The sequence below is a fragment of the Candidatus Wallbacteria bacterium genome (genome assembly GCA_028687545.1).
Classification (GTDB): domain Bacteria; phylum Muiribacteriota; class JAQTZZ01; order JAQTZZ01; family JAQTZZ01; genus JAQTZZ01.
On sequence record JAQTZZ010000055.1, the window covers coordinates 1 to 19,995 of the forward strand.

25 protein-coding genes are annotated in these 19,995 nt (G+C 47.6%); 12 read left to right on the forward strand and 13 right to left on the reverse strand.

Annotation, left to right across the window (positions count from 1 at the left end):
• From PHW04_16090 to PHW04_16135, 10 genes are all read right to left on the reverse strand, one after another.
• Window positions 1–1,391: S-layer homology domain-containing protein (locus PHW04_16090; protein ID MDD2717411.1), on the reverse strand; the 1,391-nt coding region annotated here is incomplete at its 3' end.
• A gap of 152 nt (window positions 1,392–1,543) precedes the next feature.
• A complete protein-coding gene (locus PHW04_16095) occupies window positions 1,544–2,080 on the reverse strand; it encodes an RNA methyltransferase (protein ID MDD2717412.1) in 537 nt (178 codons plus the stop codon).
• Window positions 2,070–2,801, reverse strand: a complete 732-nt coding sequence (gene trmD, locus PHW04_16100) for a tRNA (guanosine(37)-N1)-methyltransferase TrmD (protein MDD2717413.1) — start codon at window positions 2,799–2,801, stop codon at window positions 2,070–2,072. The genes PHW04_16095 and trmD overlap by 11 nt, the downstream gene beginning before the upstream one ends.
• Window positions 2,791–3,306 (reverse strand): ribosome maturation factor RimM, encoded by a 516-nt coding sequence (gene rimM, locus PHW04_16105; protein MDD2717414.1) that lies wholly within the window; start codon window positions 3,304–3,306, stop codon window positions 2,791–2,793. Before rimM ends, trmD begins: the two co-directional genes overlap by 11 nt.
• Window positions 3,307–3,364: 58 nt before the next feature.
• Window positions 3,365–3,625 (reverse strand): type II toxin-antitoxin system mRNA interferase toxin, RelE/StbE family, encoded by a 261-nt coding sequence (locus PHW04_16110; GenBank protein MDD2717415.1) that lies wholly within the window; start codon window positions 3,623–3,625, stop codon window positions 3,365–3,367.
• Window positions 3,622–3,870 carry a hypothetical protein gene (locus PHW04_16115; GenBank protein MDD2717416.1) on the reverse strand — a complete coding sequence of 83 codons (249 nt, stop codon included), beginning with the start codon at window positions 3,868–3,870 and terminating at the stop codon, window positions 3,622–3,624. The genes PHW04_16110 and PHW04_16115 overlap by 4 nt, the downstream gene beginning before the upstream one ends.
• 175 nt (window positions 3,871–4,045) lie before the next feature.
• Window positions 4,046–4,963, reverse strand: coding sequence for a hypothetical protein (locus PHW04_16120; GenBank protein MDD2717417.1), 918 nt, complete (start codon window positions 4,961–4,963; stop codon window positions 4,046–4,048).
• Window positions 4,964–5,086: 123 nt separating this feature from the next.
• On the reverse strand, window positions 5,087–5,407 hold the full coding sequence (locus PHW04_16125) for a hypothetical protein (GenBank protein MDD2717418.1): 321 nt from the start codon (window positions 5,405–5,407) through the stop codon (window positions 5,087–5,089).
• Between the two features lie 305 nt (window positions 5,408–5,712).
• Window positions 5,713–5,907 (reverse strand): hypothetical protein, encoded by a 195-nt coding sequence (locus PHW04_16130; protein ID MDD2717419.1) that lies wholly within the window; start codon window positions 5,905–5,907, stop codon window positions 5,713–5,715.
• 258 nt (window positions 5,908–6,165) lie between these two features.
• Entirely contained in the window at window positions 6,166–6,732 is a 567-nt protein-coding gene (locus tag PHW04_16135) for a hypothetical protein (protein ID MDD2717420.1), read from the reverse strand.
• Between the two features lie 413 nt (window positions 6,733–7,145).
• Here PHW04_16135 and PHW04_16140 point away from each other — a divergent pair, with 413 nt between their 5' ends.
• Both PHW04_16140 and PHW04_16145 read left to right on the forward strand, forming a co-directional pair.
• Window positions 7,146–7,364: a hypothetical protein gene (locus tag PHW04_16140; GenBank protein ID MDD2717421.1), complete on the forward strand. Its 219-nt coding sequence runs from the start codon at window positions 7,146–7,148 to the stop codon at window positions 7,362–7,364.
• Entirely contained in the window at window positions 7,361–7,744 is a 384-nt protein-coding gene (locus tag PHW04_16145; protein MDD2717422.1) for a type II toxin-antitoxin system VapC family toxin, read from the forward strand. Before PHW04_16140 ends, PHW04_16145 begins: the two co-directional genes overlap by 4 nt.
• 121 nt (window positions 7,745–7,865) lie before the next feature.
• Here the strand turns inward: PHW04_16145 and PHW04_16150 are convergent, their stop codons facing one another.
• Complete coding sequence (locus PHW04_16150; protein ID MDD2717423.1) at window positions 7,866–9,914, reverse strand: diguanylate cyclase; 2,049 nt, start codon at window positions 9,912–9,914, stop codon at window positions 7,866–7,868.
• Entirely contained in the window at window positions 9,889–11,016 is a 1,128-nt protein-coding gene (locus PHW04_16155; GenBank protein ID MDD2717424.1) for an extracellular solute-binding protein, read from the reverse strand. Before PHW04_16155 ends, PHW04_16150 begins: the two co-directional genes overlap by 26 nt.
• 127 nt (window positions 11,017–11,143) lie before the next feature.
• Here PHW04_16155 and PHW04_16160 point away from each other — a divergent pair, with 127 nt between their 5' ends.
• The gene (locus PHW04_16160; protein MDD2717425.1) at window positions 11,144–12,631 is read left to right on the forward strand and encodes a hypothetical protein; all 1,488 of its coding nucleotides are present in this window, start codon (window positions 11,144–11,146) and stop codon (window positions 12,629–12,631) included.
• Window positions 12,632–12,667: 36 nt separating this feature from the next.
• Here the strand turns inward: PHW04_16160 and PHW04_16165 are convergent, their stop codons facing one another.
• Complete coding sequence (locus tag PHW04_16165; GenBank protein ID MDD2717426.1) at window positions 12,668–14,251, reverse strand: hypothetical protein; 1,584 nt, start codon at window positions 14,249–14,251, stop codon at window positions 12,668–12,670.
• A gap of 194 nt (window positions 14,252–14,445) precedes the next feature.
• On the opposite strand from PHW04_16165, the gene ffh reads away from it, so the two are divergent.
• From ffh to PHW04_16210, 9 genes are all read left to right on the forward strand, one after another.
• Entirely contained in the window at window positions 14,446–15,789 is a 1,344-nt protein-coding gene (gene ffh, locus PHW04_16170; protein MDD2717427.1) for a signal recognition particle protein, read from the forward strand.
• 63 nt (window positions 15,790–15,852) lie between these two features.
• Window positions 15,853–16,113, forward strand: a complete 261-nt coding sequence (gene rpsP / locus PHW04_16175; GenBank protein ID MDD2717428.1) for a 30S ribosomal protein S16 — start codon at window positions 15,853–15,855, stop codon at window positions 16,111–16,113.
• A gap of 28 nt (window positions 16,114–16,141) precedes the next feature.
• Complete coding sequence (locus PHW04_16180) at window positions 16,142–16,372, forward strand: KH domain-containing protein (GenBank protein MDD2717429.1); 231 nt, start codon at window positions 16,142–16,144, stop codon at window positions 16,370–16,372.
• A gap of 14 nt (window positions 16,373–16,386) precedes the next feature.
• A complete protein-coding gene (locus tag PHW04_16185) occupies window positions 16,387–16,788 on the forward strand; it encodes a YlqD family protein (protein ID MDD2717430.1) in 402 nt (133 codons plus the stop codon).
• Window positions 16,789–16,895: 107 nt separating this feature from the next.
• Window positions 16,896–17,240, forward strand: coding sequence for a 50S ribosomal protein L19 (gene rplS / locus PHW04_16190; GenBank protein MDD2717431.1), 345 nt, complete (start codon window positions 16,896–16,898; stop codon window positions 17,238–17,240).
• A 512-nt stretch (window positions 17,241–17,752) separates the two neighbouring features.
• The gene (locus PHW04_16195) at window positions 17,753–17,992 is read left to right on the forward strand and encodes a hypothetical protein (GenBank protein MDD2717432.1); all 240 of its coding nucleotides are present in this window, start codon (window positions 17,753–17,755) and stop codon (window positions 17,990–17,992) included.
• Window positions 17,976–18,248, forward strand: a complete 273-nt coding sequence (locus PHW04_16200; GenBank protein ID MDD2717433.1) for a type II toxin-antitoxin system RelE/ParE family toxin — start codon at window positions 17,976–17,978, stop codon at window positions 18,246–18,248. Before PHW04_16195 ends, PHW04_16200 begins: the two co-directional genes overlap by 17 nt.
• Window positions 18,249–18,447: 199 nt before the next feature.
• Complete coding sequence (locus PHW04_16205) at window positions 18,448–18,663, forward strand: DUF86 domain-containing protein (protein MDD2717434.1); 216 nt, start codon at window positions 18,448–18,450, stop codon at window positions 18,661–18,663.
• Window positions 18,664–18,676: 13 nt separating this feature from the next.
• Entirely contained in the window at window positions 18,677–19,990 is a 1,314-nt protein-coding gene (locus PHW04_16210; protein MDD2717435.1) for an MFS transporter, read from the forward strand.
• Window positions 19,991–19,995 lie beyond the last annotated feature (5 nt).

Sequence of the window (19,995 nt, forward strand, 5' to 3'; positions counted from 1 at the left end):
AAATCAGTGAGGAAACTGTCGAAATCCCTCCAGTATCCCATGGCTTCGGCTCTGCGGACGATCGACCCGCCGGTGACTCCGATGGAAGTGAAATATTTGCCGTAATGCTCTGTCTGGACTTTGACGTTATTTTTGAATCCGGGCTGAAAGACTACAGCTGCCAGAAAGCCGCTGTCGCTGTTACCGTCATTGGTGCCGTCACCGTTGAAGTCCACGTCCCCTTCCCAGTATTTCCTGGAGACTTCACCCTGCAGCTGCCATCTTTCGTCTAAATTGTAGTTCAATGAAAGTCCGATCCATTTCATGTTCTGGAGCGTGTCTTCATTGACAAGACCGATTTTTACGGTCTGATCAGGCATCAGGATTCCAGTATCGTTTTCCAGGTTGGCCAGATACAGTTCGTACAGGAACCGGTCTCCGTAGTTGGCCTTCAGCGAGGCCAGACGCAGGTCGAGACCGTCATTGTCGTTGGTGTCGTTAAAACCAGCGGCAGCAGAAGTATTGTTGAACTTGAAGGCAGCCACAGTGGTCTGGTAGTAAGGATCTTCGAAGACTGTCTTGTTGAGCACTATGCCGTCGAAGGTTCCTGACAGATTGAACTGGTTGCCGATTTTAAACGGCTGGCGGCCAAACCTCAGCAGGTCGATTCTCGGGATGTTGCTGAAATCGACGAGAGCCAGGGGGGTTCTGAATGATGTGTCTGCGAGGAATCCCTTGGTGCCCTTGGCTGGATTTAAAACGCTCCAGTCCCCGTCAGCAGCGTTCCAGTAGCCGAATTTTTCAATTCGGACGAATCCTCTGACGCCGTCATTGACGTTGGAGGCTATGTTCAGGGCCAGGCGCTGCTCATAATATTCGCTGTCATAGCTGGCAGCAAAGTTTCTCGGCGCCGCGCGGTCGGAGTATCTGATGCTGTTGGATTTGATTGTGGAGTCGCCCGAAATGTTGATTTTGTCGTTCGGGACCACTCTGGTGGCTTTCATGCCGTTGACTTCCTGCTTCAATGATCCTACAGATGCATGAAGTTTAGCGAGTTCGGTCTTGATTTTATCATGCCGCTCGCCAAGCAGTGCCATCTCATCCTTGAATTCGAGTGAGAGTTTGTTGAGGTCGTCGATGGTGTTCATTTTCAGCGAACGGACGTTAGTGGTGCCCGATTCGAGCTGTCCGAGGGCTCTGGACAGCATCAGCGCGAATTCATAGCGGGTGATTTGCTGATTGCCGTTGAGCTTGCCGGTTTTGTCGCCTTTTAAGATCCCGTCGTCCGCCAGCCGCTGCACGGCTTTGTAAGCCCAGTGATCCCTGGGAACATCGCTGAACGGGGAACTCGCTGCTGTAGCGGCGCTGACGCAGAACGCCACGAGTAAGAGTGCTGTGAAAAGCTTCGTCATCTGTCCTCCTTGATTTCTTCTGCTTTTAAGACATAATTTTTATAATAAATGCTGAATAAGTTTAGCCCATGAAATTGAGAAATGCAAATTTTGTAAATCTGAATCTGAGTACCAGATCTGGAAAGGGTATGTGGTACAGATACCAAATTCATTTAAATCAACCTGGAAAGAATAATGGCAGCTGCGCTGCGCACTGACAGATGATTATAGTTTGAAGCTCCATAAATCGGTTCGAGCTGTAAGGCAGACTGTTCGAAAACACTTTTATGAAGTCCGTAACCTGTTCCCAGGATCAGTAAAATTTCCCTGTCAGGGTCAGAAGTGATTTTTTTAAGATCTGAAAAAATAATATTTTTTTCCGGATTCAGGGAAGCGGAAGTTGTGACGAGCAGCGGATTTGAAATTTTTTCAAGCAGCGCTTCCAGTGAAGGCAGTATTTCCACCAGTTCCAGCGCGACGCTGCGGCTTTCGTTCCATTGCCTGGCTTCCTCTTTCGCCCAGAAATCCACGACAGATTGCAGGAACTCCCGCTGCCTGGGTTCCGGATGGACAACGAAGAATCTTTTAACACCAAACGTGGCGCAGGATCTGGCAATGTCCTGCACGTCGAGCGGGAAGGCCGCAGTTGCCACTGTGTCATGGTTTTTATCCACGCAGGGATAATGGACCAGCACCAGATTAATCATCATCATCTTCTTCCAGCAGCTTCAGATCCTGGCGCGTCAGTTCCAGTTTCCCGAATATATCCGGTCTGCGCTGCCTGGTCCGCAGCAGGGCCTGTTTCCTTCTCCAGAGCTCGATCTTCAGGTGATGGCCTGAGAGCAGCACTTCAGGCACTGATTCGCCCCTGTACTCTGGAGGTCTGGTATAATGCGGACAGTCCAGTTTCTTCTGATAGAATGAATCATTCTGAAATGAGCCTTCGTCGCCTATCACACCCGGAATCTGCCTGGCAATGGCTTCGATCATGCAGATGGCCGGAAATTCACCGCCCATGGTCACATAATCTCCAATGGAGATCTCTCTGGGTTTCAATATTTTCACCATCCGCTCATCAATGCCTTCATAATGGCCGCAAATGAAAGTGAGCTGGCTTTTTTTGGAAAGCTCCAGTGTCAAGGCCTGGGTGAAGACTTCTCCTTGGGGGGAGAGCAGGATCAGTTCGCTGTTTTCAGTATCATAGCCCTCGATGCTCTCAACAGCTTCCACTACCGGTGGTGCCATCATCAGCATGCCGGGCCCTCCTCCATATGGATAATCGTCGACCTGATGATGCCTGTCTTTGGTGAAATCCCTGGGATTGACGATCCGGAAACAGATGATCCCGTTCTGGGAAGCTTTGCCGAGCAGGCTGTATTCAACTGCGCTCTGGACTGTCTCAGGAAAAATCGTCAGGATGTTAATGATCATCGAACAGTTTCAGCAGTTCCTCGGTTTTCGTATCAAGATAAATCACCCTGCCTGTGAGGTCAACTTTCGCGATAAAGGATTTGAGGAATGGGATGAAGATGAAATCATGTTCGTCCCCGACTCTCAATAAGGGATAGGCTGCGTTTTCCTGGATTTCTGTGATTCTGCCGATGGTCTCGCTTCCAAGCTTCACTTCCATATCCTGGAGGTCTGAAATCAGGTATTCATCGCCTGAAGGATGGATCATGTCCTGCTCCTGGATCTGCAAAAGGCCGTTTTTCAAGAGTTCGGCCTGGGTCATGTTTTCAATGCCTGCGAATTTGATCAAAATGCCCTGATTCTGGATCGAAACTGAGGTGATCTGATGTTCCAGAATCTCGCCCGGAAAGGCCACATAAATTTTTTTCAGGCGTTCGAATCTGGACGGATCAAAGGTCTCGGGAATCACCAGCAGTTCCCCTTTCATCCCGTGCGGCCTGGCGATTTTACCGATTGTGATCAGCATGCTTCATCCCTCGGAGTGTTTATCCACGCAAATCTGTCTATGATGTACATCTTAAATATCAGGGGTTTTTCAGGGACTCGTCGTGACTTCCGATTACCCGCAGGTAAATTGAGTCCTCGATGATTTCAAAAGTCATCCGATAAGAATCATCGACTCTTGCTTCCCAGATTCCATCGGTTCCCTTGATCTTCTTGGTTTGGAGGGATGGATGCTTGATGTTCTGCGACAGAACTTTGATCTGCTTTTCGGCTTTTTTCTGGATATTATCAGGCAAGTTCCTGAAAAGTTTTCTGAATTTCTGATATGCGAAAATCTTCATTTTTTCAGTCGACTGATCAGACCGGCTGCAGACCCATCACCGATGATCCTTCCGGAATCTTTTTCCTTTTCCACTGCCTGCTCCATTTTCTGCCATCTTTCAGACCAGAAGTAAAGCTGGTCAGTATCGATCAGATCCCTGGATTTGATGAAGAGCACAAAATCCAGTATTTCCCTGATTTTTTCGCTGGGCAGGCTTTCCATCTGCCTGATCAGTTCTTTTCTGATATTGCTCGCTGTTTTCATAATGCACCTGAAATCAATTTATAAAATCATATAGCCGAGGCCGCGGTTTGTCAATCATGCCCCTCCTGATAAGCTGTATGCTCCAACACCTGCCGGTTCGGGGCTGCCCGGTTCCACCGAAAGAAGCGGCTCTCTGCCCAGCCACAAAGTCAGACCCCGTCTCCGACATCACATTTTAAATCTGTCCAGACATTACCCATACGAGAGCCAGGCCCAGAATAAAGATAAATCCTATCCAAGACGATAAAAATGCAGGAATTCCTATGAACCAATCCAAAGCTTGAGCATCTTTAGATTTTAAAAATTTTTTATGGTTCCACAAGATAACCGTATAGAACGAAAAAGGCCAAACCATTGCGTTTGCATAAAAAGCATTAAAAAATGCTGCAGTGAAGATATCTTGTATATCCAAATGGTTAAAATGAAGGATATATCTTTGTAGCGAACATAAGAATGAGTAATCACCTTTCCATAAACAGGTCCCAGAAAGTGATAGAAAAAATAATAGTGTGTAAAAGTATTTCAGCTGCCTCTTCCAATCTCTACCTTCAGCAAAAAGGTTAAAAATATTCGATACACTGACAATCAGTACAAGATTTAAAATCAAAACAAACAAAGTCAATATAGTTATGTTTAGATTTTTGACTCCAATGTTACAAAAAAGAACAACCAGTGACACATTGGCTATAACCCCTAGGACAGTAATCGGCCTTTGGTTTTTAAAAGATACTTTTTTAAAAAACTGTCTGCAATCCTCCTCATTATGGCATTCCTTAAATCGACTGGAAATTTTATAAATTGCGTCGGGACTGCCAGTAGCACTAAACCAAAATAATGCTGCAAGTAATATAAATGGGATCCCGATAGCCCCACCTGAAGTAATTACACATACCAATATGAAAAGGGAGGCTGCAATGGTATAAATCACAATTGTGTAATTCTTTTGATTACATTTATCGTTATCACCTTTCTTTGGATTGATGTCAAAGTCATCTGGTTTAATAACAAGTTCAGGTGCAAATGGCTTATCACAAATCCTGCATCTTTCAGCTACACCCATGTTTATTTCGCCACAAGGGCATTTCCAAAGCATTTAAGCTCCTGGCATTTCTTTGCGACTTTAAAAATAGTTTATCACATTTCTTGGAAAATGACTGACATAAAATCGCAACGGCAAGGCCTGAAACCTTGCCGATACTGTTGGGTTGAGCTAGGTCTAGGACTGCGGCTTTTTATACACTGGGGGCTTTTTCTTGAGAGGCTTCATCCCGAAATTGGCCACTGTCTGGCTTTCTTGTCGTATAAGCCTTATAGCGTGGTCCAGAAATTGATCCCCTGCTGATGGGACAAGTCGTGGCTTGGGCAGGGAGTTCGGGAACGACATCACCCCATCTTTTTTGTCAAATGTATAGACCCGGTTCCTGTACGGTTCTGTATTGCGGGAGAAACCCATCTCATCAGCTATCTTTGAAATCTCCACTTTCTTCCTCAATCTGTACAATATTTCACGCACTTGGTTCAAGTGAATCCTCCTCATCATCCCCCCAGTTTTTTGGGAGGAGTTTACCTGCATTCCCCCTGGTCAATCCAACCCGGCGACGGGTGGTCACACCCGGGCGGCGATCAAGTGGTCAAATGCGGGCGGCGATTTGGTGGTCACATCAACCCGGCTGTATAATAGTCAGTATAAGGCGGCGATTGACATTTTCTCTGGTTTTCAGCTTTTTAATGTCCTCTGCCCATGGACGGACTCTGAGCTTTTCGATTTCACTGATGATTTTTGAACAGAAGGGTTCACCAAGGGAATCAAGATCCCTCTCTGCCTTTTTCTTGATTATGACATCAAGCAATTTTGCGTTTCCTTTTATACTCTTCCAGGGTAATACCGGGTTCATTCCGGGTTTCATCGATCAGCCTGGCATCGGACAGATCCTCGATCAGTTCAAGCATTTCCAGATAAGTTTTGTATTCCAGGATGACTTTCACTTTCTTACCGGCCGAATTGACTACATATTGGGGTTTTATCTTCTGCAGCATTCTCCCTCCCGCAAATTAGTGCAATTTTACCACAGAGCAGTAAAATCAAGCAAATCCGAATGCTGCGGTTCGATATGCGACAGTTCAAAAGTACCATGCCAAGCCGGGACTGCATCGGTTTCAGCAAACACAAGTGGCTCTAAGCCCAGTCACAAAGTCAGGCCCCGCCGCCCCTTGACAGATCAGTAAGCTGTCCCCGGATCTCCACTTCCCCGAATCTTCACTCACTCAACTCCACCAACGCTTTTAAATCTTTGGTTATTCAGAGGCCTTCCTTAATACCTTGGCCTTTTTCTTACGATTCGATCGTTTCGGATTGTTCCTGACAATTTCAGCGCTGTTTTCGCTCCTCTCTCCATTGATTATATCGCTCGCGCCTTTATGCCCTGAATCCGCAGCTTTTATCAACCATTCAAATCCCTTAGCTTTATCAGTATTTACACCATCACCTGCATACAGCATGTTTCCAAGTTTAAACATTGCCTCTAAATCACCTTGCTCGGCTTTTTTCTTGATTCTATTGAACTCGATTTCTTGCCGGGTTGGCTTTTTTGCTGGTCCTGACTTGGCACGCTGTTTTTTGGGTGAGGTATCTTTACTCTTGGTGTCCTTTGTCTTCGGCTGATCAAGAGAGTTGATCAGACTGAGAAAAATTCCTATGACAAAACTGATAACTACTGTAGCAAGCAGATAATATGCAGCTTCAAAATAAGCAAAAATGCTGAGAGCATGGCTTTCCCCTGATCCTCCACCTGAGTTGTTACAAATTGACATGATCAGGATAAATATAAAAAGAGCACTAACGTTGTGGAACATATATGACATCAATTTATTCTCATTTTTATCGTCTCCCAGAGATAAGAGGTACTTCAGTGTTGTAATGTCCAGGTAAGTAAAAGTGAAAAGAAGAAATAAGAAAACCTGGCTCTATTAAATACATCCGCCCACAGGAAGAAGCACAAAATCGCAAGCTGACAGAGAAAACAAAGAATAACTAGGTACGACATTTTTTTAAGAGGGGCTTTGACTGAAAGGCAGTTTTTTATGACGTAATCGGAATTTTGACTTTATGAGACCATAGGCAGGATACTCCAGTTTGCCGAATCCAGGCAATTTGAATAAGATCCGAGCGCATGTCCCCATCCTTTCTGTTAATTCTATTGACCCGATTTCTATAAATATTTTGAATTGAACCCATCCCATGATAAAATTAACGGATCAACTCAAAAGGAGAAATCATGCAGAAAGTCGTTTTGAATATTCTGGATGATTCAAAAGCCAAAATACTTATTAAGATGCTGGAAAGCCTGGATTTCATAAAAATTACATCAGATAAGAAAACTGCCAGAGAATTTGCAGACTTTGATTCGATTAAAGAAATCTGCGGCATCTGGAAAGATCGGGACATCAATATTCATGATTTAAGGAAAAAAGCCTGGAAAAGAGACCTGGTATGATTCTGTGCGATACGAATGTGATGATAGAGTATTTGAAAAGCGATCCCAGAACTGTTGCCAGGGTCAATAAAATAGGTTTTCCGAACATTGCTTTGAGTTCGATCACGATGATGGAATTGTCTGTAGGGGCATTGAACAAAAATGAGCTTCGGAAAATCCAGAAATCTTTGCGTCCATTGCCATTGCTCCACATTGATAATGAGATTTCAGAAACTGCGCTGCAACTGATTGAAAAATATTCCAAAAGCCATAATCTGCAGATACCTGATGCCTTGATAGCTGCTACTGCAATCGCCAATAATTTCAAATTGCTTACTTACAACCTGAAGGATTTCCAATACATTGAGGGTTTGCAGCTTGAGGCGGTCAACAAAGGCTGAGAATTTATCCTGTCTGGGAATGCTACAGTATTCGTTGTCATAAACTGATCACAGATAAGTCACAAAGTCAGGCACCGTCCTAGTTTGCCTTCACTGCGTTCAGAATGTCCCCATCTTTTTTCTAGCACACCCTGTTTCTCCCTGCTTCCTTGGCTTTGTAAAGCGCCGAATCAGCCAGCTCGATCAGCTCTTTTTTGCTGAGTTTCTCTGTGAACGAGGAGACACCGAAGCTGCAGGTGACTTTCAGAGTTTCGGAATGCTGCAATCCTGCGCTGCTGACAGCTGAGGTTTCAATGGAGAAGCGGATACGTTCGGCGAGCTTGACTGCTCCGTCGTAAGGCGTGCCGGGGCAGACCACTGCGAATTCCTCGCCGCCGTAGCGGCTGATGAAGTCGATCTCCTGCCTGATGGCTGCCTTGGCCGTATGAGCTACGTGCCTGAGCACTATGTCCCCGATCTGATGGCCGTATCTATCATTGAAATTCTTGAAATGGTCGATGTCGAACATGATCAGGGAAAGGGGTGTATTGAACCTGCGCGAGCGGAACATTTCCTCGTCCAGCCTCGCCTGGAAATAGCGGTGGATGTAAATCCCGGTCAGGCCGTCTGTGATGGCGAGTTCATACAGCTGCCGGTTCCTGAGCGCGATCGCCACTTCGCCTGCCAGCGAGAGCCCCAGCTTCTGATCTTCAATTGAAAACCTGTCTTTCTTGTTGAGCAGATTGATCACTCCAATGGTGAGGTTTTCGACTGTCAGGGGTACGCAAAGCATATTGCGGCAGTTACTGTTCAGCTCCTGATCCTCGTAAGGCCTGAAAAAATCGCATTCAGAGACATCGTTCACCAGCACAGCTTCACCGGTTTCTACAGCGCGGCCGGCGATTCCCTGATTTTTCTGCAGGACAATGTTTTCAGAAAGCCCGATTTCCCTGCCTGTCCATTTCACGACTTTGGTCCTGAGCAGATTCTCTTCCAGCAGCATGATCGAACCATGTTCGCAGCCGATAGCCTCGATCACGATTTCCAGGATTTTAGATAACAGCTGAGAAACGTCTGGGTAATTGATGATGGCGTGATTGGCGCGGTTGATATAGGCAAGTTCGCGGTTCTTCTGATCCAGTTTCAGGTTTGTTGAAACCAGGTCCCCGATCTTTTCCTTCAGTTTCCCTGCCATGATGTTGAATTCAGAGGCCAGAAATTCGATTTCGTCGCGGGTGTCAGCTGTGACTCTGTAGTCCAGGTCGCCTTTGGACACAGCAGTCACGCCCTGCACCAGGCTGTCGATGGGCCTGGTAAACTGCCTGGCGATCAGGGTGGCTATCAGAAAGGTCAGGATGATGATAATCACAGAGAGCTGCCCGAAGAAAAGCTGGTTAGCGGCCAGGTTTTCATAGAGGGCGGATGCGCTTTTGGAGATGATCAGAAAAAAATCATCGCGTTCCGGCATTTTCTGGGTAAGGGCGAGCTGAGGATAGGCTTCCCCAGGTGTTTCCAGTTCGTACATGGTATCCAGGGATTTCTGCTCGATCCGCATCTTGACGCGCAGGCCTTCCTGGTCACGGATCGTGGTGGTGATGAACTCCATCCGGCTGTTGGCGATAGTGACATTGTTCCCTGTAAGTTCGCTCACATTATCCAGAAAGTCGTTTTTCAGCGGCTGCCGCAGTACCAGGAATGCGGCAGGAGTAAGGTCGCTTTCCAGATAAATCGGGGCCTGGATATGGAACATGAGCTGGTCGTCCTGAAGGTCGATCCGCTGGATAAATGATTTGGATGGCTCGGCTGAAATTTTTTCCTCCTGGTTGGCTGGGTCTGAAATCCAGCATCTGCCATTCCTGAAAATCCCCACCCAGGCTGAGCTGTATTCCTGCTTCAATTCTTTATCCAGTTGGGCGAGCAGGTCGATCGCCAGCTTCTGGTCATTCTTGCGCAGAGCATCCATCAACCCTGGAAACTTGGCGATGATCTTGGCGGTGGCAAAAGCTTCGTTAAGGGAATTTTTTAAAAGGGCGCTGGTGATGCCTGCTGAATTTCTCAGTTCCTTCAGCATCACATGGCGCAGTTGCGTGCCGGAATTGTTGAGAGAAAAATAAAGGGAGACGCCGAGCAGGGTGATATTGATCCCGAGCAGCAGTGCCAGCAGTTTATGGCGAATTCTGATCAATTTCATGAGAGATCTTCTCCGTTGCCTGGGCAAATTCCTGTTTGTCATGCAGAGTGAGATAGAGCAGGGCTTTGCCTGCAGACCAGACTGTAGCCATTTCCGGGCCTCCCGGCAGAGGATAGGTAAAGGGCAGATTTTCGAAGTAGAACTTCAGGAATGGATCATCGCCGATTACAACTTTTTTATTGGCAGGCGGGACACGGAGCTTCAGAAGACGCTGCTGGAATTTTTCCGAAAGCATTGTGTAGAGAAATTCACGGGACAGATCCTGATTCCGGGAATTTTTGGAAATGTAGAAGCATTTTATTCCCAGAAACGGCCTGGATTTCCTGTCTGTAAATGAAAAAATCGGGGCGATCCCGATGTTCTGGTCTTTGAAGGATTCGATGTCCCAGGGTCCAGTGATGAAAATCGAGGCTTTTTTGGAGGAGAACAGGTTGCGGGCCTGGTCGTAAGAACAGTCTGGAGGCATGATGCCTGTCTCCACCAGCCTGCGGATGGAGCTGATCGATTGTTCCATCTGGGGTGAGAACAGCATTGGGAGCCCGAATTTTCCGTCGAAGAAATCCGTCAGAAAAGGGAAATGATAGTAAAAGTTATACATGTCATAAGCGACCACCGGGTTTTCGGGAGTCTGCCTTAGTTTTTCAAGATCTGTCAGATTTTTCGGGGGCGTGATGTCTTTATAGTAGAACATGGCCAGATATTCGAAGGAATAGGGAAGGGCCCAGAGTTTCCCCTCCTGATAAAGCGAGTCAACTGTCTGGGGATAAAAATCCTGATTACGGGAGTCTGACGGGAAATCGGCGATGATTTCCCTGGAAATCAGTTCTGAAAGCCAGTCGTTGATTCCCATGAAAATGTCGGGTTTGCTGACTTCACCTTTCAGGAGCAGGTCTTTTTCAGCCTGGAAAGGAACAATTTCCACAGAGATGTCAGCTTCCGGGTGTTTCTTGGAGAACAGGCTCTGGGCTTCCTTGATGATTTCACGCTGCTGTTCCCTGAGTTCGAGCCAGACTATGATTTTTTTCTTCTCTGGTGTCTCCACCTGACCGCAACCTGAGAGAAAAAAAAGAATGAGAGCAAAAAGCGAAAGCGTCTTTGCCATGGCTCGTTCATTATATTCTGAAGTGGAGACCCTTTTCAACTGATTTGAGGGAAATGGCTGATTCTGTTATCCTGAAAGTGGTCTATAGAGACGGACGTCTTCCATTCTTTCGAGATGAGGAATATCCATGCTCACACCAAGGGAATATTACAGGAATCAGGGCGTGCTGGAAAAAATGCTCCAGTATTGTGGCGGAAGCAACGATTTCCACCTGGACCGGAGTCTCCAGAATCTGTCTGAAATCCCTTCCTTGAAAAATGCTGCTGCTACCATGACCTGCGAATATCTGGTGGGATGGGGGAAGAGAAACTGGGAAGAACACGGACGGGAATATGAAGCAGTGCGTAATACCTCCCTGGGCTGGCTTCTTGATAATGGATTTGATGTTTTCCGCTCGGTCTGGGACAAGAAAAGCATGCTCTTTGTGATTGACATCGAATATTACAGCCGGAAGTATCCGCAGCTTCCCTATATAGACCAGGAGTATACCTTCAATCACCTGGAATTTTATTATCATCTGATCAAGGAAACCCTGCAGGAATTCGGCATCAATCCCTTCATACTTACCACAGGGCAAGGTTATCATTACGTTTTCAGGATTGAATCCGGTTCACTGGCTTTCCAGGAGCTTATGAAAATCGGACATCTGGAAGATACTCTGGCCGGAAAGTATCGTTATCTTGGCTCTGACACCAAGCGGGAGCGCATCGTATCCGACGAAGAAGGCAGGGCTTACGACGGAGTGGGGAAACTGCTCGAATTTCTCTATCATCACCTGATTCGCGAAATGAAGAAATCCAAACCGGCCTTGCCTTTGATGGTCGGAGATATCGCAGTTGGAAACCCCAATCTGGAGGCCGTATCCTTTGACCTTTCAGGATATGCGAATCCGATTTTCATGCGGGATATCAGACTGGCGTTCTCTACTCATCAGAAGCATAAACTTCAGTCGCATAAGCTTGGCGAAGAGGTTTCCAGAACCGTTCCGGTACAGATTTCCATTCCCAGGCATATCCCGGGCCAGCGTGAGCTCGAGCTGGAAGAGCTGTTCCGCTGCCGCAGGCATTATGAAAATGCAGCCCTGCTGGCAAGCTCCCTCTCCTGCGTAATTCCGGAAGCAGGGTTCGGAGTGCAGAACCTGCTCAAGGCATACCACAGATCTGAACTTTATCATTTCCATCAGGACTTTGACCGCACAGCGCAGGACCCCCCGAACAGATGGTTTGAGACATATGACAGATTCGAGCTTACCAGCCTGCCTCCCTGCGTGGCTCATGCCCTGGCACATCCCAATCCTCTGCTGCTGCAGCCGACACAACTGCAGACGCTGGTGAGAACCATGTGCGGAAAAAAATGGTGGCATCCCAAGCATGTGGCAGGGTTGATCCGCTCCAAATATGAGCGCAATTACGGCTGGGAAGTGGATTTTCATAAATACGACGCCAACGCCTGGTCCCTGGTCTGGACCAGGATTTACGCGGGACTGCTCGCGGACGGCACTGATGAACTGGTGGATTTCAACTGCATCTCGCATCAGGAAAAAGGGATCTCCTGGGGAAACCTGAATTTTTGTGTGCAGCACTGTTGCGGGAATTCACTGCAGAATTATAGATAAAGACCGGAAAATATTGAATTGGTACGTGAACCGGCTTTAAAAATTCAGAACGATTCTTCCGCTGCTGCCATCGACTGTAGCAAGAATTACGGGATTGGGACCTTTCAGGTAAAAACCTGCACTGCGGTAGCCTGTCTTTCCTGTTTCGCTGTGCCCGCGTTGTGGATAAATGTAAAAATCCGCTTTCTGGATGTTTCTCTTCAGATCCCTGATCAGATCGATTTCCGGACTGTCCGAATAGGCGGCCTGGAGTTTGCGGATCAGACTGTTGGCTTCGTGCACGACCGCCTGTCGCAGCCTGTCCTGCTCTTTCCGGAAAAAATCCAGGTATCCGGCTGTATTGATAAGTGAACTTTTCATCAGTTCCGGGGAACGCTGGAAAACTTCCAGAATCAAACTTTTCCCGGAATCAATCACCTGCAGGGTTTCCTCGAGATCAAGTTCCAGCAGGGGATTGAACTGGGAGGTTACATACCGTTGCGATGGTTTACCGTTGGAGATCAAGGTCTGTGCCGCATTTCTCAAGGCTTTCACAGGTTCATGGGTCAGCATCGCATCCCTGTATACATTGCACCCTGCCAGATGGAAAAAGAAAATATCTTCGAATTTCCGGACTGTCCTGTTTAGAAGCGGTTCTGTCCCATAGTCCGGAGGAAGCTTCACGAAAGGGAGCCAGAGATCGTCATAGTCCGGAAAAAGCCCGGCATATTTTCGATTCTGCTCTTCTGTCAGGATCTTCTTGGAATGCAGCAGATGGTTGACATCAAGCAGCATCAGCGGTCGATAGAGCGCTGTAAGCTCCTGATCTCTGGTCAGCCGGGAAAGCTCGTCCTGATAGATTCCCCTGAGCCGCTCAAACCAGGATTGATGCTGCTTTGGAGTATTGATCAGGAAATTGGGAGGTTCCACGTTTTCCAGGCAGAGATGCAACCCTCGCTGGGGATTGCGGGCGTGACGCACCAGCCAGAGGGGAAATTTCCGGTTCTTGATCAGATCCAGTATTTCCGCTGCACAACGGTGTTGATCTGAGGCCGGAATGTCCTGGCCCAGCAGATGGAAGCAGTTGATAAGAGACGCCAGGCTTTTATCCTTTTTCTGAATGGATTCCAGCTCTCTGGCACGGATCAGGATTTCCCTGCAGTAGACCCGCATGAGATGCTGCAGCGAAAGTTCAAACACACGGCTGCGGGCTGTCTGGATTTTTACAGCTTCATCCGGGGACATCCAGGGTCCGGGATGGTTGTTCCGGCCGGGATGCAGCACCAGAGCGTCGGCTGAAAGCCTGAATCCGAAGCGGATGGCTTCCCCGGTTTCCTCGATCGAATGTCCGGATGATTCCGGATCGCAATCTGTGATGTCTACATCTGAGGAAGGGAGGTGCAGGCTGAGAAATTCGTTTTCCAGGATGAAATCGTCGAAACCCTTGATGAGTTGAAGATTGAGGCGGGACCAGGCCTTGTTGTCCGGCCGGAGGTATGAGGCTTCCTGCTGCAGCTCGCAGGCTGACTGGAAATGCCTGAATTCATGCAGGAGGCCAGCCAGATGGTCGTGATGGAAATGGTTCGGTTCGCCCAGATCCCAGAACGCAAGCCCGCAGAAGGGATGCAGATTCGATTTCATTATCTGAATAATATAACACAAGCAAAATATTCTGGAAACAGACAATTGAGCCTCTTGCAAAATTCTTTAGTGCCCTGTATCTTGGGTAGGAATTTTGCTAGAGGCTCATGAGGCACTGATCTAAAGACAAGTGCTTCAATTGACAAGTTTCTGAGGATTTTCTACAATTAATCATTCCATTTGAGGTGCAATTCATGTTCGAATCCCTGTCCAGCCGCTTACAGGATATATTCAGTTCCCTTCGTTCCAGGGGAAAGCTCACTGAGCAGGACATCGAGCTCGCGCTCAAGGAAGTCAAGCTGTCTCTCCTGGAAGCTGATGTCAATTTCAAGGTTGTACGTGATTTCACGAAGGACGTGAAAGCCAAGGCTATCGGTGCCAATGTGCTGGAAAGCCTGACTCCCTCACAGCAGGTGATCAAGATTGTGCATGACGAACTGGTCGGCATGCTCGGCGGAGCTCCCCGGGAAATCAATTTGCTCAAGGACAGATTCAATACAGTGATGGTTGCAGGATTGCAGGGATCCGGAAAAACTACAACCTGCGCCAAGATTGCCCGCTTCTACCAGAAAAAGGGTTTCCGGCCGCTGCTCTGCGCCATGGATATTTACCGGCCGGCTGCCATCACCCAGCTGGAACTGCTGGGCAAGCAGCTTGGGATCGAAGTTTTCACCGTAGCCGGTGCAAAACCTCCGGAAATCGCTGTGAAAGCCGTAAAACATGCGCAGGATAAATCATGCAATCTTTTGATTATGGACACTGCGGGTCGCCTGCATGTCGATGAACCACTGATGCACGAACTGATGGAAATCAGGCGGAATGTTGAAATCAATGAAATCCTCCTGGTGCTGGACGCCATGACCGGGCAGGACGCGGTCAACGCCGCCACCATTTTCAACGATCAGATCGAGGTCTCAGGCATAGTCCTCACCAAACTTGACGGTGATGCCCGTGGCGGAGCTGCTCTTTCAGTGGCCAAGGTTACAGGCAAACCGGTCGTGTTTGTCGGCGTCGGGGAAAAGATCGAGGAATTCGACCTGTTTTACCCCGACCGTATGGCTGGACGCATCATGGGGATGGGTGATATTCTCAGCCTGATCGAAAAAGCACAGCTGGCCTTTGACGAGAAAGAAGCCAGGGCCATGGAAGAGAAGATCCGAAAACTCGAATTCAATCTTGAGGATTTCCTTTCCCAGCTTGCCCAGATTAAAAAAATGGGTCCTTTCTCCCAGTTGATGGAGATGATACCCGGATTCAACAAGCTCAAGGGCATGGATGATGTGAAGCTTGACGACAAACCTATGAAAAAGATCGAAGCCATTATCCAGTCCATGACTAAAGAAGAGAGATATAACCCGAAGATCCTCGAAGGATCCAGGAAGAAAAGGATTGCCAGCGGGTCGGGAACAACCGTGCAGGATGTGAACCAGCTGCTCAAGCAGTTTGACCAGATGCGCAAGATGATGAAGCAGATGAACGTGATGGAAAAGAAATTCAAGGGAAAAAACTTGCCTTTTATGAAAAACCTGATAAAATAGTATCCTTAATTTGAAGTTATTGGGATTAATTTGATTAGATACAATACCTGAGGAGGTACACAAATGTTGAAGCTCAAGCTGAAGAGGATGGGAGCGCCCAAGAAACCTTATTACAGAATCGTGGCCATCGAGGATTCCAAACAGCGCGATGGTGAATACATCGATAAGATCGGCGCTTATGACCCCACCAAGAAAGAAGCCCTGATTTCCTTTGATGAGGAACTGACCATGTCCTATCTGAAAAAGGGAGCGGTTCCAACCGATACGGTGAGGAATCTATTAAGAAAACAGGGAATCTGGAACAAATTCAAAGCTGCGAAGTAATCTGATTTTTTGAGCAGGAGGAGGCAGCATGATTGACCTTTTAAGCTTCATGGTGAAAGCTCTTGTCGACAATCCCGATCAGGTGGACATAAAAAAAGTGGAAGGCGAGAAGACCATCATCCTTGAATTGAAGGTAGCAGACAGTGATGTAGGCAAGGTCATAGGCAAGCATGGGAAAACCATCAATTCCATCAGGACAATCATCAAATCAGCCATGAACAAGGAAAGCAAGAAGGTCATGGTTGAGATACTCCAGTAAGCGGGGATGCATTAATGGATTCGATTACAGTCATCAGAAAGGTCCTGATCAAGTCCATCGTAACAGATGAACTCAAGCGCCAGCTCGGGCTGCAGGTGGAAAATGCCAAGAAAAACGTGAAGCAGCTTCTCAAGCAGCTTGAGGAACAGAAAAAGTCCCTGGCCAAGGGCTTGGATTCTCATAACAACCCTGCGCAATACAATCTGGAGCAGGAAATCGGCAAACAGAAACGCTGCCTGGACGACCTTGAAAATAAAACACGCGAGTATGCAGCGCTCTCGATCGGAAATGAGTTCATTCAGGGAGTGATCGACAGCCCATGCGACATCAAGATCGGAGATTCGTTCTTTGAACGGCTGTCTCATGCGGAGATTGTTTTGACAGACGGGGAAGTTGTAGAGATTAAAAATATCTAAACCCTATAGGTCTGCGGTCGTAAATTAAGTTGATAGAAGAGAACCAATGCGCTACAATCTTAGAACTCGTTGAAAAGCAGATAATCACAAGGAGGAGATAGACCATGCTGGAGAAGCTGCAACTGGTGGACAAAGAATACATGAAAAAAGAGATGCCTGCCTTCAAGCCGGGAGACAGGATCAAGGTAAACGTGAAAGTCGTTGAAGGCGACAAGGAAAGAATCCAGCCCTTTGAGGGAGATGTTATCGCCAAGCACAACGGCGGAGTCCGCTCCTCTTTTACTGTGCGCAAGGTTTCCTTCGGCATCGGTATTGAGAGGACTTTTCCGCTCTATTCACCGAAAATCGAGAGCATCGAGGTGAAAAAAGTCGGTGTTGTCCGAAGAGCGAAGCTATACTACCTCCGCGGCCTCTCGGCCAAGAAAGCCAGGATCAAGGAGAAGAGGGACTGATTCCTTCAGCGAATCTGACAGCCAAAGCCCTGGTCCAAGCCGGGGCTTTTTTCTTTCTCCCCTCCCTTTGAGATCCCACCCATCAGAGGGACTCCACCCCTCTGAACTCCCCGGCGGGGAGTAAATGGATTCTACTTCTCTCACAAAATGCTATTGCCATAAGTTTGATAATAAAAATGATCAGCAGACTGACAAAGTTTCTGCGTCTTTACCCACGGTTTAGCGCGGCCCTCTCGACCCCGCCATTTCCGGGAGCAGCTAAGAAAGGTTATGGAGGAAATGTGATAGACTATTAATTGGTGTTTGAAACTCAATTGTTATGTTTTAATAAAAAAATCTGGGGTTGGCCTACACATTGCACAGCATGATACGGCGGCGAAGCCTGACTTTGTGACTGGCAGAGAGACGATTCGATGGAAACCTTTGCAGGCCGTCGATGGTGTCTTGGCTTGAATTTCTTGACATTCTTCCTGCAGCAACTATCATTTAAGAAGACGAGCTGAGGTGAAAATATGAAAACTGCATCTGTAAAGATCGCGGCCAGCAGAAAGGCCATGCTGGAAGTGTTCGCAGCCATTGAAAAAAAGGACGTCAGCGTGCTGCTGGAAGAAATGGTTGATGAATATATGCAGCGCCATCAGGAGACCATGGAAATTCTGTCGAACCCGGAATGGGCGGAACTGATAGGAAAAGGAAAAAAAGAAATCCTGAAAAAGGTCAAAGGGCGATCCTTGGATGAACTTCCGGATTGAAATCAAACCTGCAGCTTTCAAGGAATATTCCAAATTCCCCAAAGAAACCAGGTCAAAAATCAAAACTGAACTTCTGAAACTGGAGCAATTGGAAAATCCATTGTCCCATCCGAAAGTAAAGCCGCTGGTAGGGCCGCTGAAGGGCGATTTCCGCCTGCGGGTCGGCGATGTGCGGGTCTTGTTCACAATGCTCAGGAAACAAAAACTCATTTGTGTATATGCAATCCTTAAGCGAGACAAGGCTTACGATATCTAAATGCCGCAACGGCGGCGGGGACTGACTGTGTGTATGAAGAACGACCGTTTATGGTGATGAAACAGTATATCTCGGATCTTCAGAAGGGAGAGACAGATGAGTAAAGTGGGCCGTATCTTCTAATTTAATGAAAAGAAAGTTGGTATGATAAAAAAAGGCGTGAGTTGTAATGATTTTATAGGTACATGGAAATGTATTGATGATGACTGTTCGACTCATTGAGATTGAGTATTTAACGGCCGACTCTAAAGATTTAACGTACGAGATTTTCAATGCTGACGAGCGAGTAAAGCGCGCATTTGTCAGAAGCCTTGAAATCATTGGGGAAGCAGCCAAAAAAATTCCAGTCGAAATTCAAGAGCAGTTTCCTGAAATTGAGTGGAAAGAAATTGCCGGATATCATCAGTTGAGATAGAATACGCTCCAGCATGAACAACGATGAATTGAAGAGCAGGTCTCTGCGGTTTTCCCTCTGGGACGGCGTTTTCGCCAGCCTGATGACAGGCTTCACCCAGGATTATTTCGCCCCATTCCTGATCAGCATCGGCGGCAGCAACACCCAGATCGGAGTTCTGAGCGCCCTGTCCAACCTTTTTTCCTCCCTGTCGCAGCTCAAGAGCAGCCTGGCTGTCCGGCTGTTTTCCAGGCGTTCTGTAATCCTGTTCCTGGTTTACCTGCAGGCGCTGGCACTGATCCCGATCGTGCTTCTGACAGGATTTCCAAACCCGAGCCCTGTGATTTTCATCATCCTGGCAGTGCTCTTTTCCACTAGCGGAGCCTTTTCGCTTCCAGCCTGGGGCAGCCTGATGGCCGACCTGCTTGATGAAGATAAGAGAGGCCAGTACTTCGGCTGGCGGGGAAGCATTCTCGGACTTTTCCTGGTAGCCTGCAGCTTTGCAGCCGGAGCAATCCTGAACTTTTTCAAAAACCGGAATCCAATGACCGGATTCTGCCTGATTTTTTCCCTGGCCTGCGCAGCCCGCCTGGGATCTTGGTATTTTCTCACCAGGATGCATGATCCTGCTCCAGGGTCAGGCAGCTTGGAAAAAGAGGCAGGAGCAATTTTCAATCGACACTGGAGGGAAAGCAATTTTCTGCGCTTCGTCTTTTTCATTTCAGCCCTGAATTTCTCGCTCAATGTAGCCGGCCCGTTTTATACTGTCCTGATGCTGAGGGACTTGAAGTTCAGTTATCTTTTGTACACTTGTATAATCCTGACCTCCACACTTACTACCTATCTGATGATGAAAAGCTGGGGCTCCCTTGCAGACCGGATCGGAAACATCAAGGTGATAAAATTCACTTCCCGCTACGTTTCCCTGCTGCCCCTGCTCTGGGTGCTGACCCAGAAGCCTCAGCTGCTCTTCTTTTTTCAGGTGATCGGGGGTTTTGTTTACGCAGGCTACAACCTGGCTGTCTCAAATTTTGTTTACGATTCGAGTCCTGCCGGCAGCAGAACCGGGCACATCGCATTCTACAACGCGGCTACAGGGACTTCCGCCTGCCTGGGAGCCCTGTTCGGCACATTCATCATCCATCATCTGCCGCCGATAGACGGCAATCCGATCCTGTCAGTCATTTTCCTCTCCGCACTGCTCAGGATCTTTGTGGTTTTTTTGTTTCCCTACAAGCCGGCTGAAGTGAGAAAAGTGGAAAAAATGCACAGCTACGAAATCTTCCGCACAGTCACAGGCTTGAAGCTCTTGCCTGGCCATGCTGACCGCGGCGGCAGCTCCGGGTGACTTTC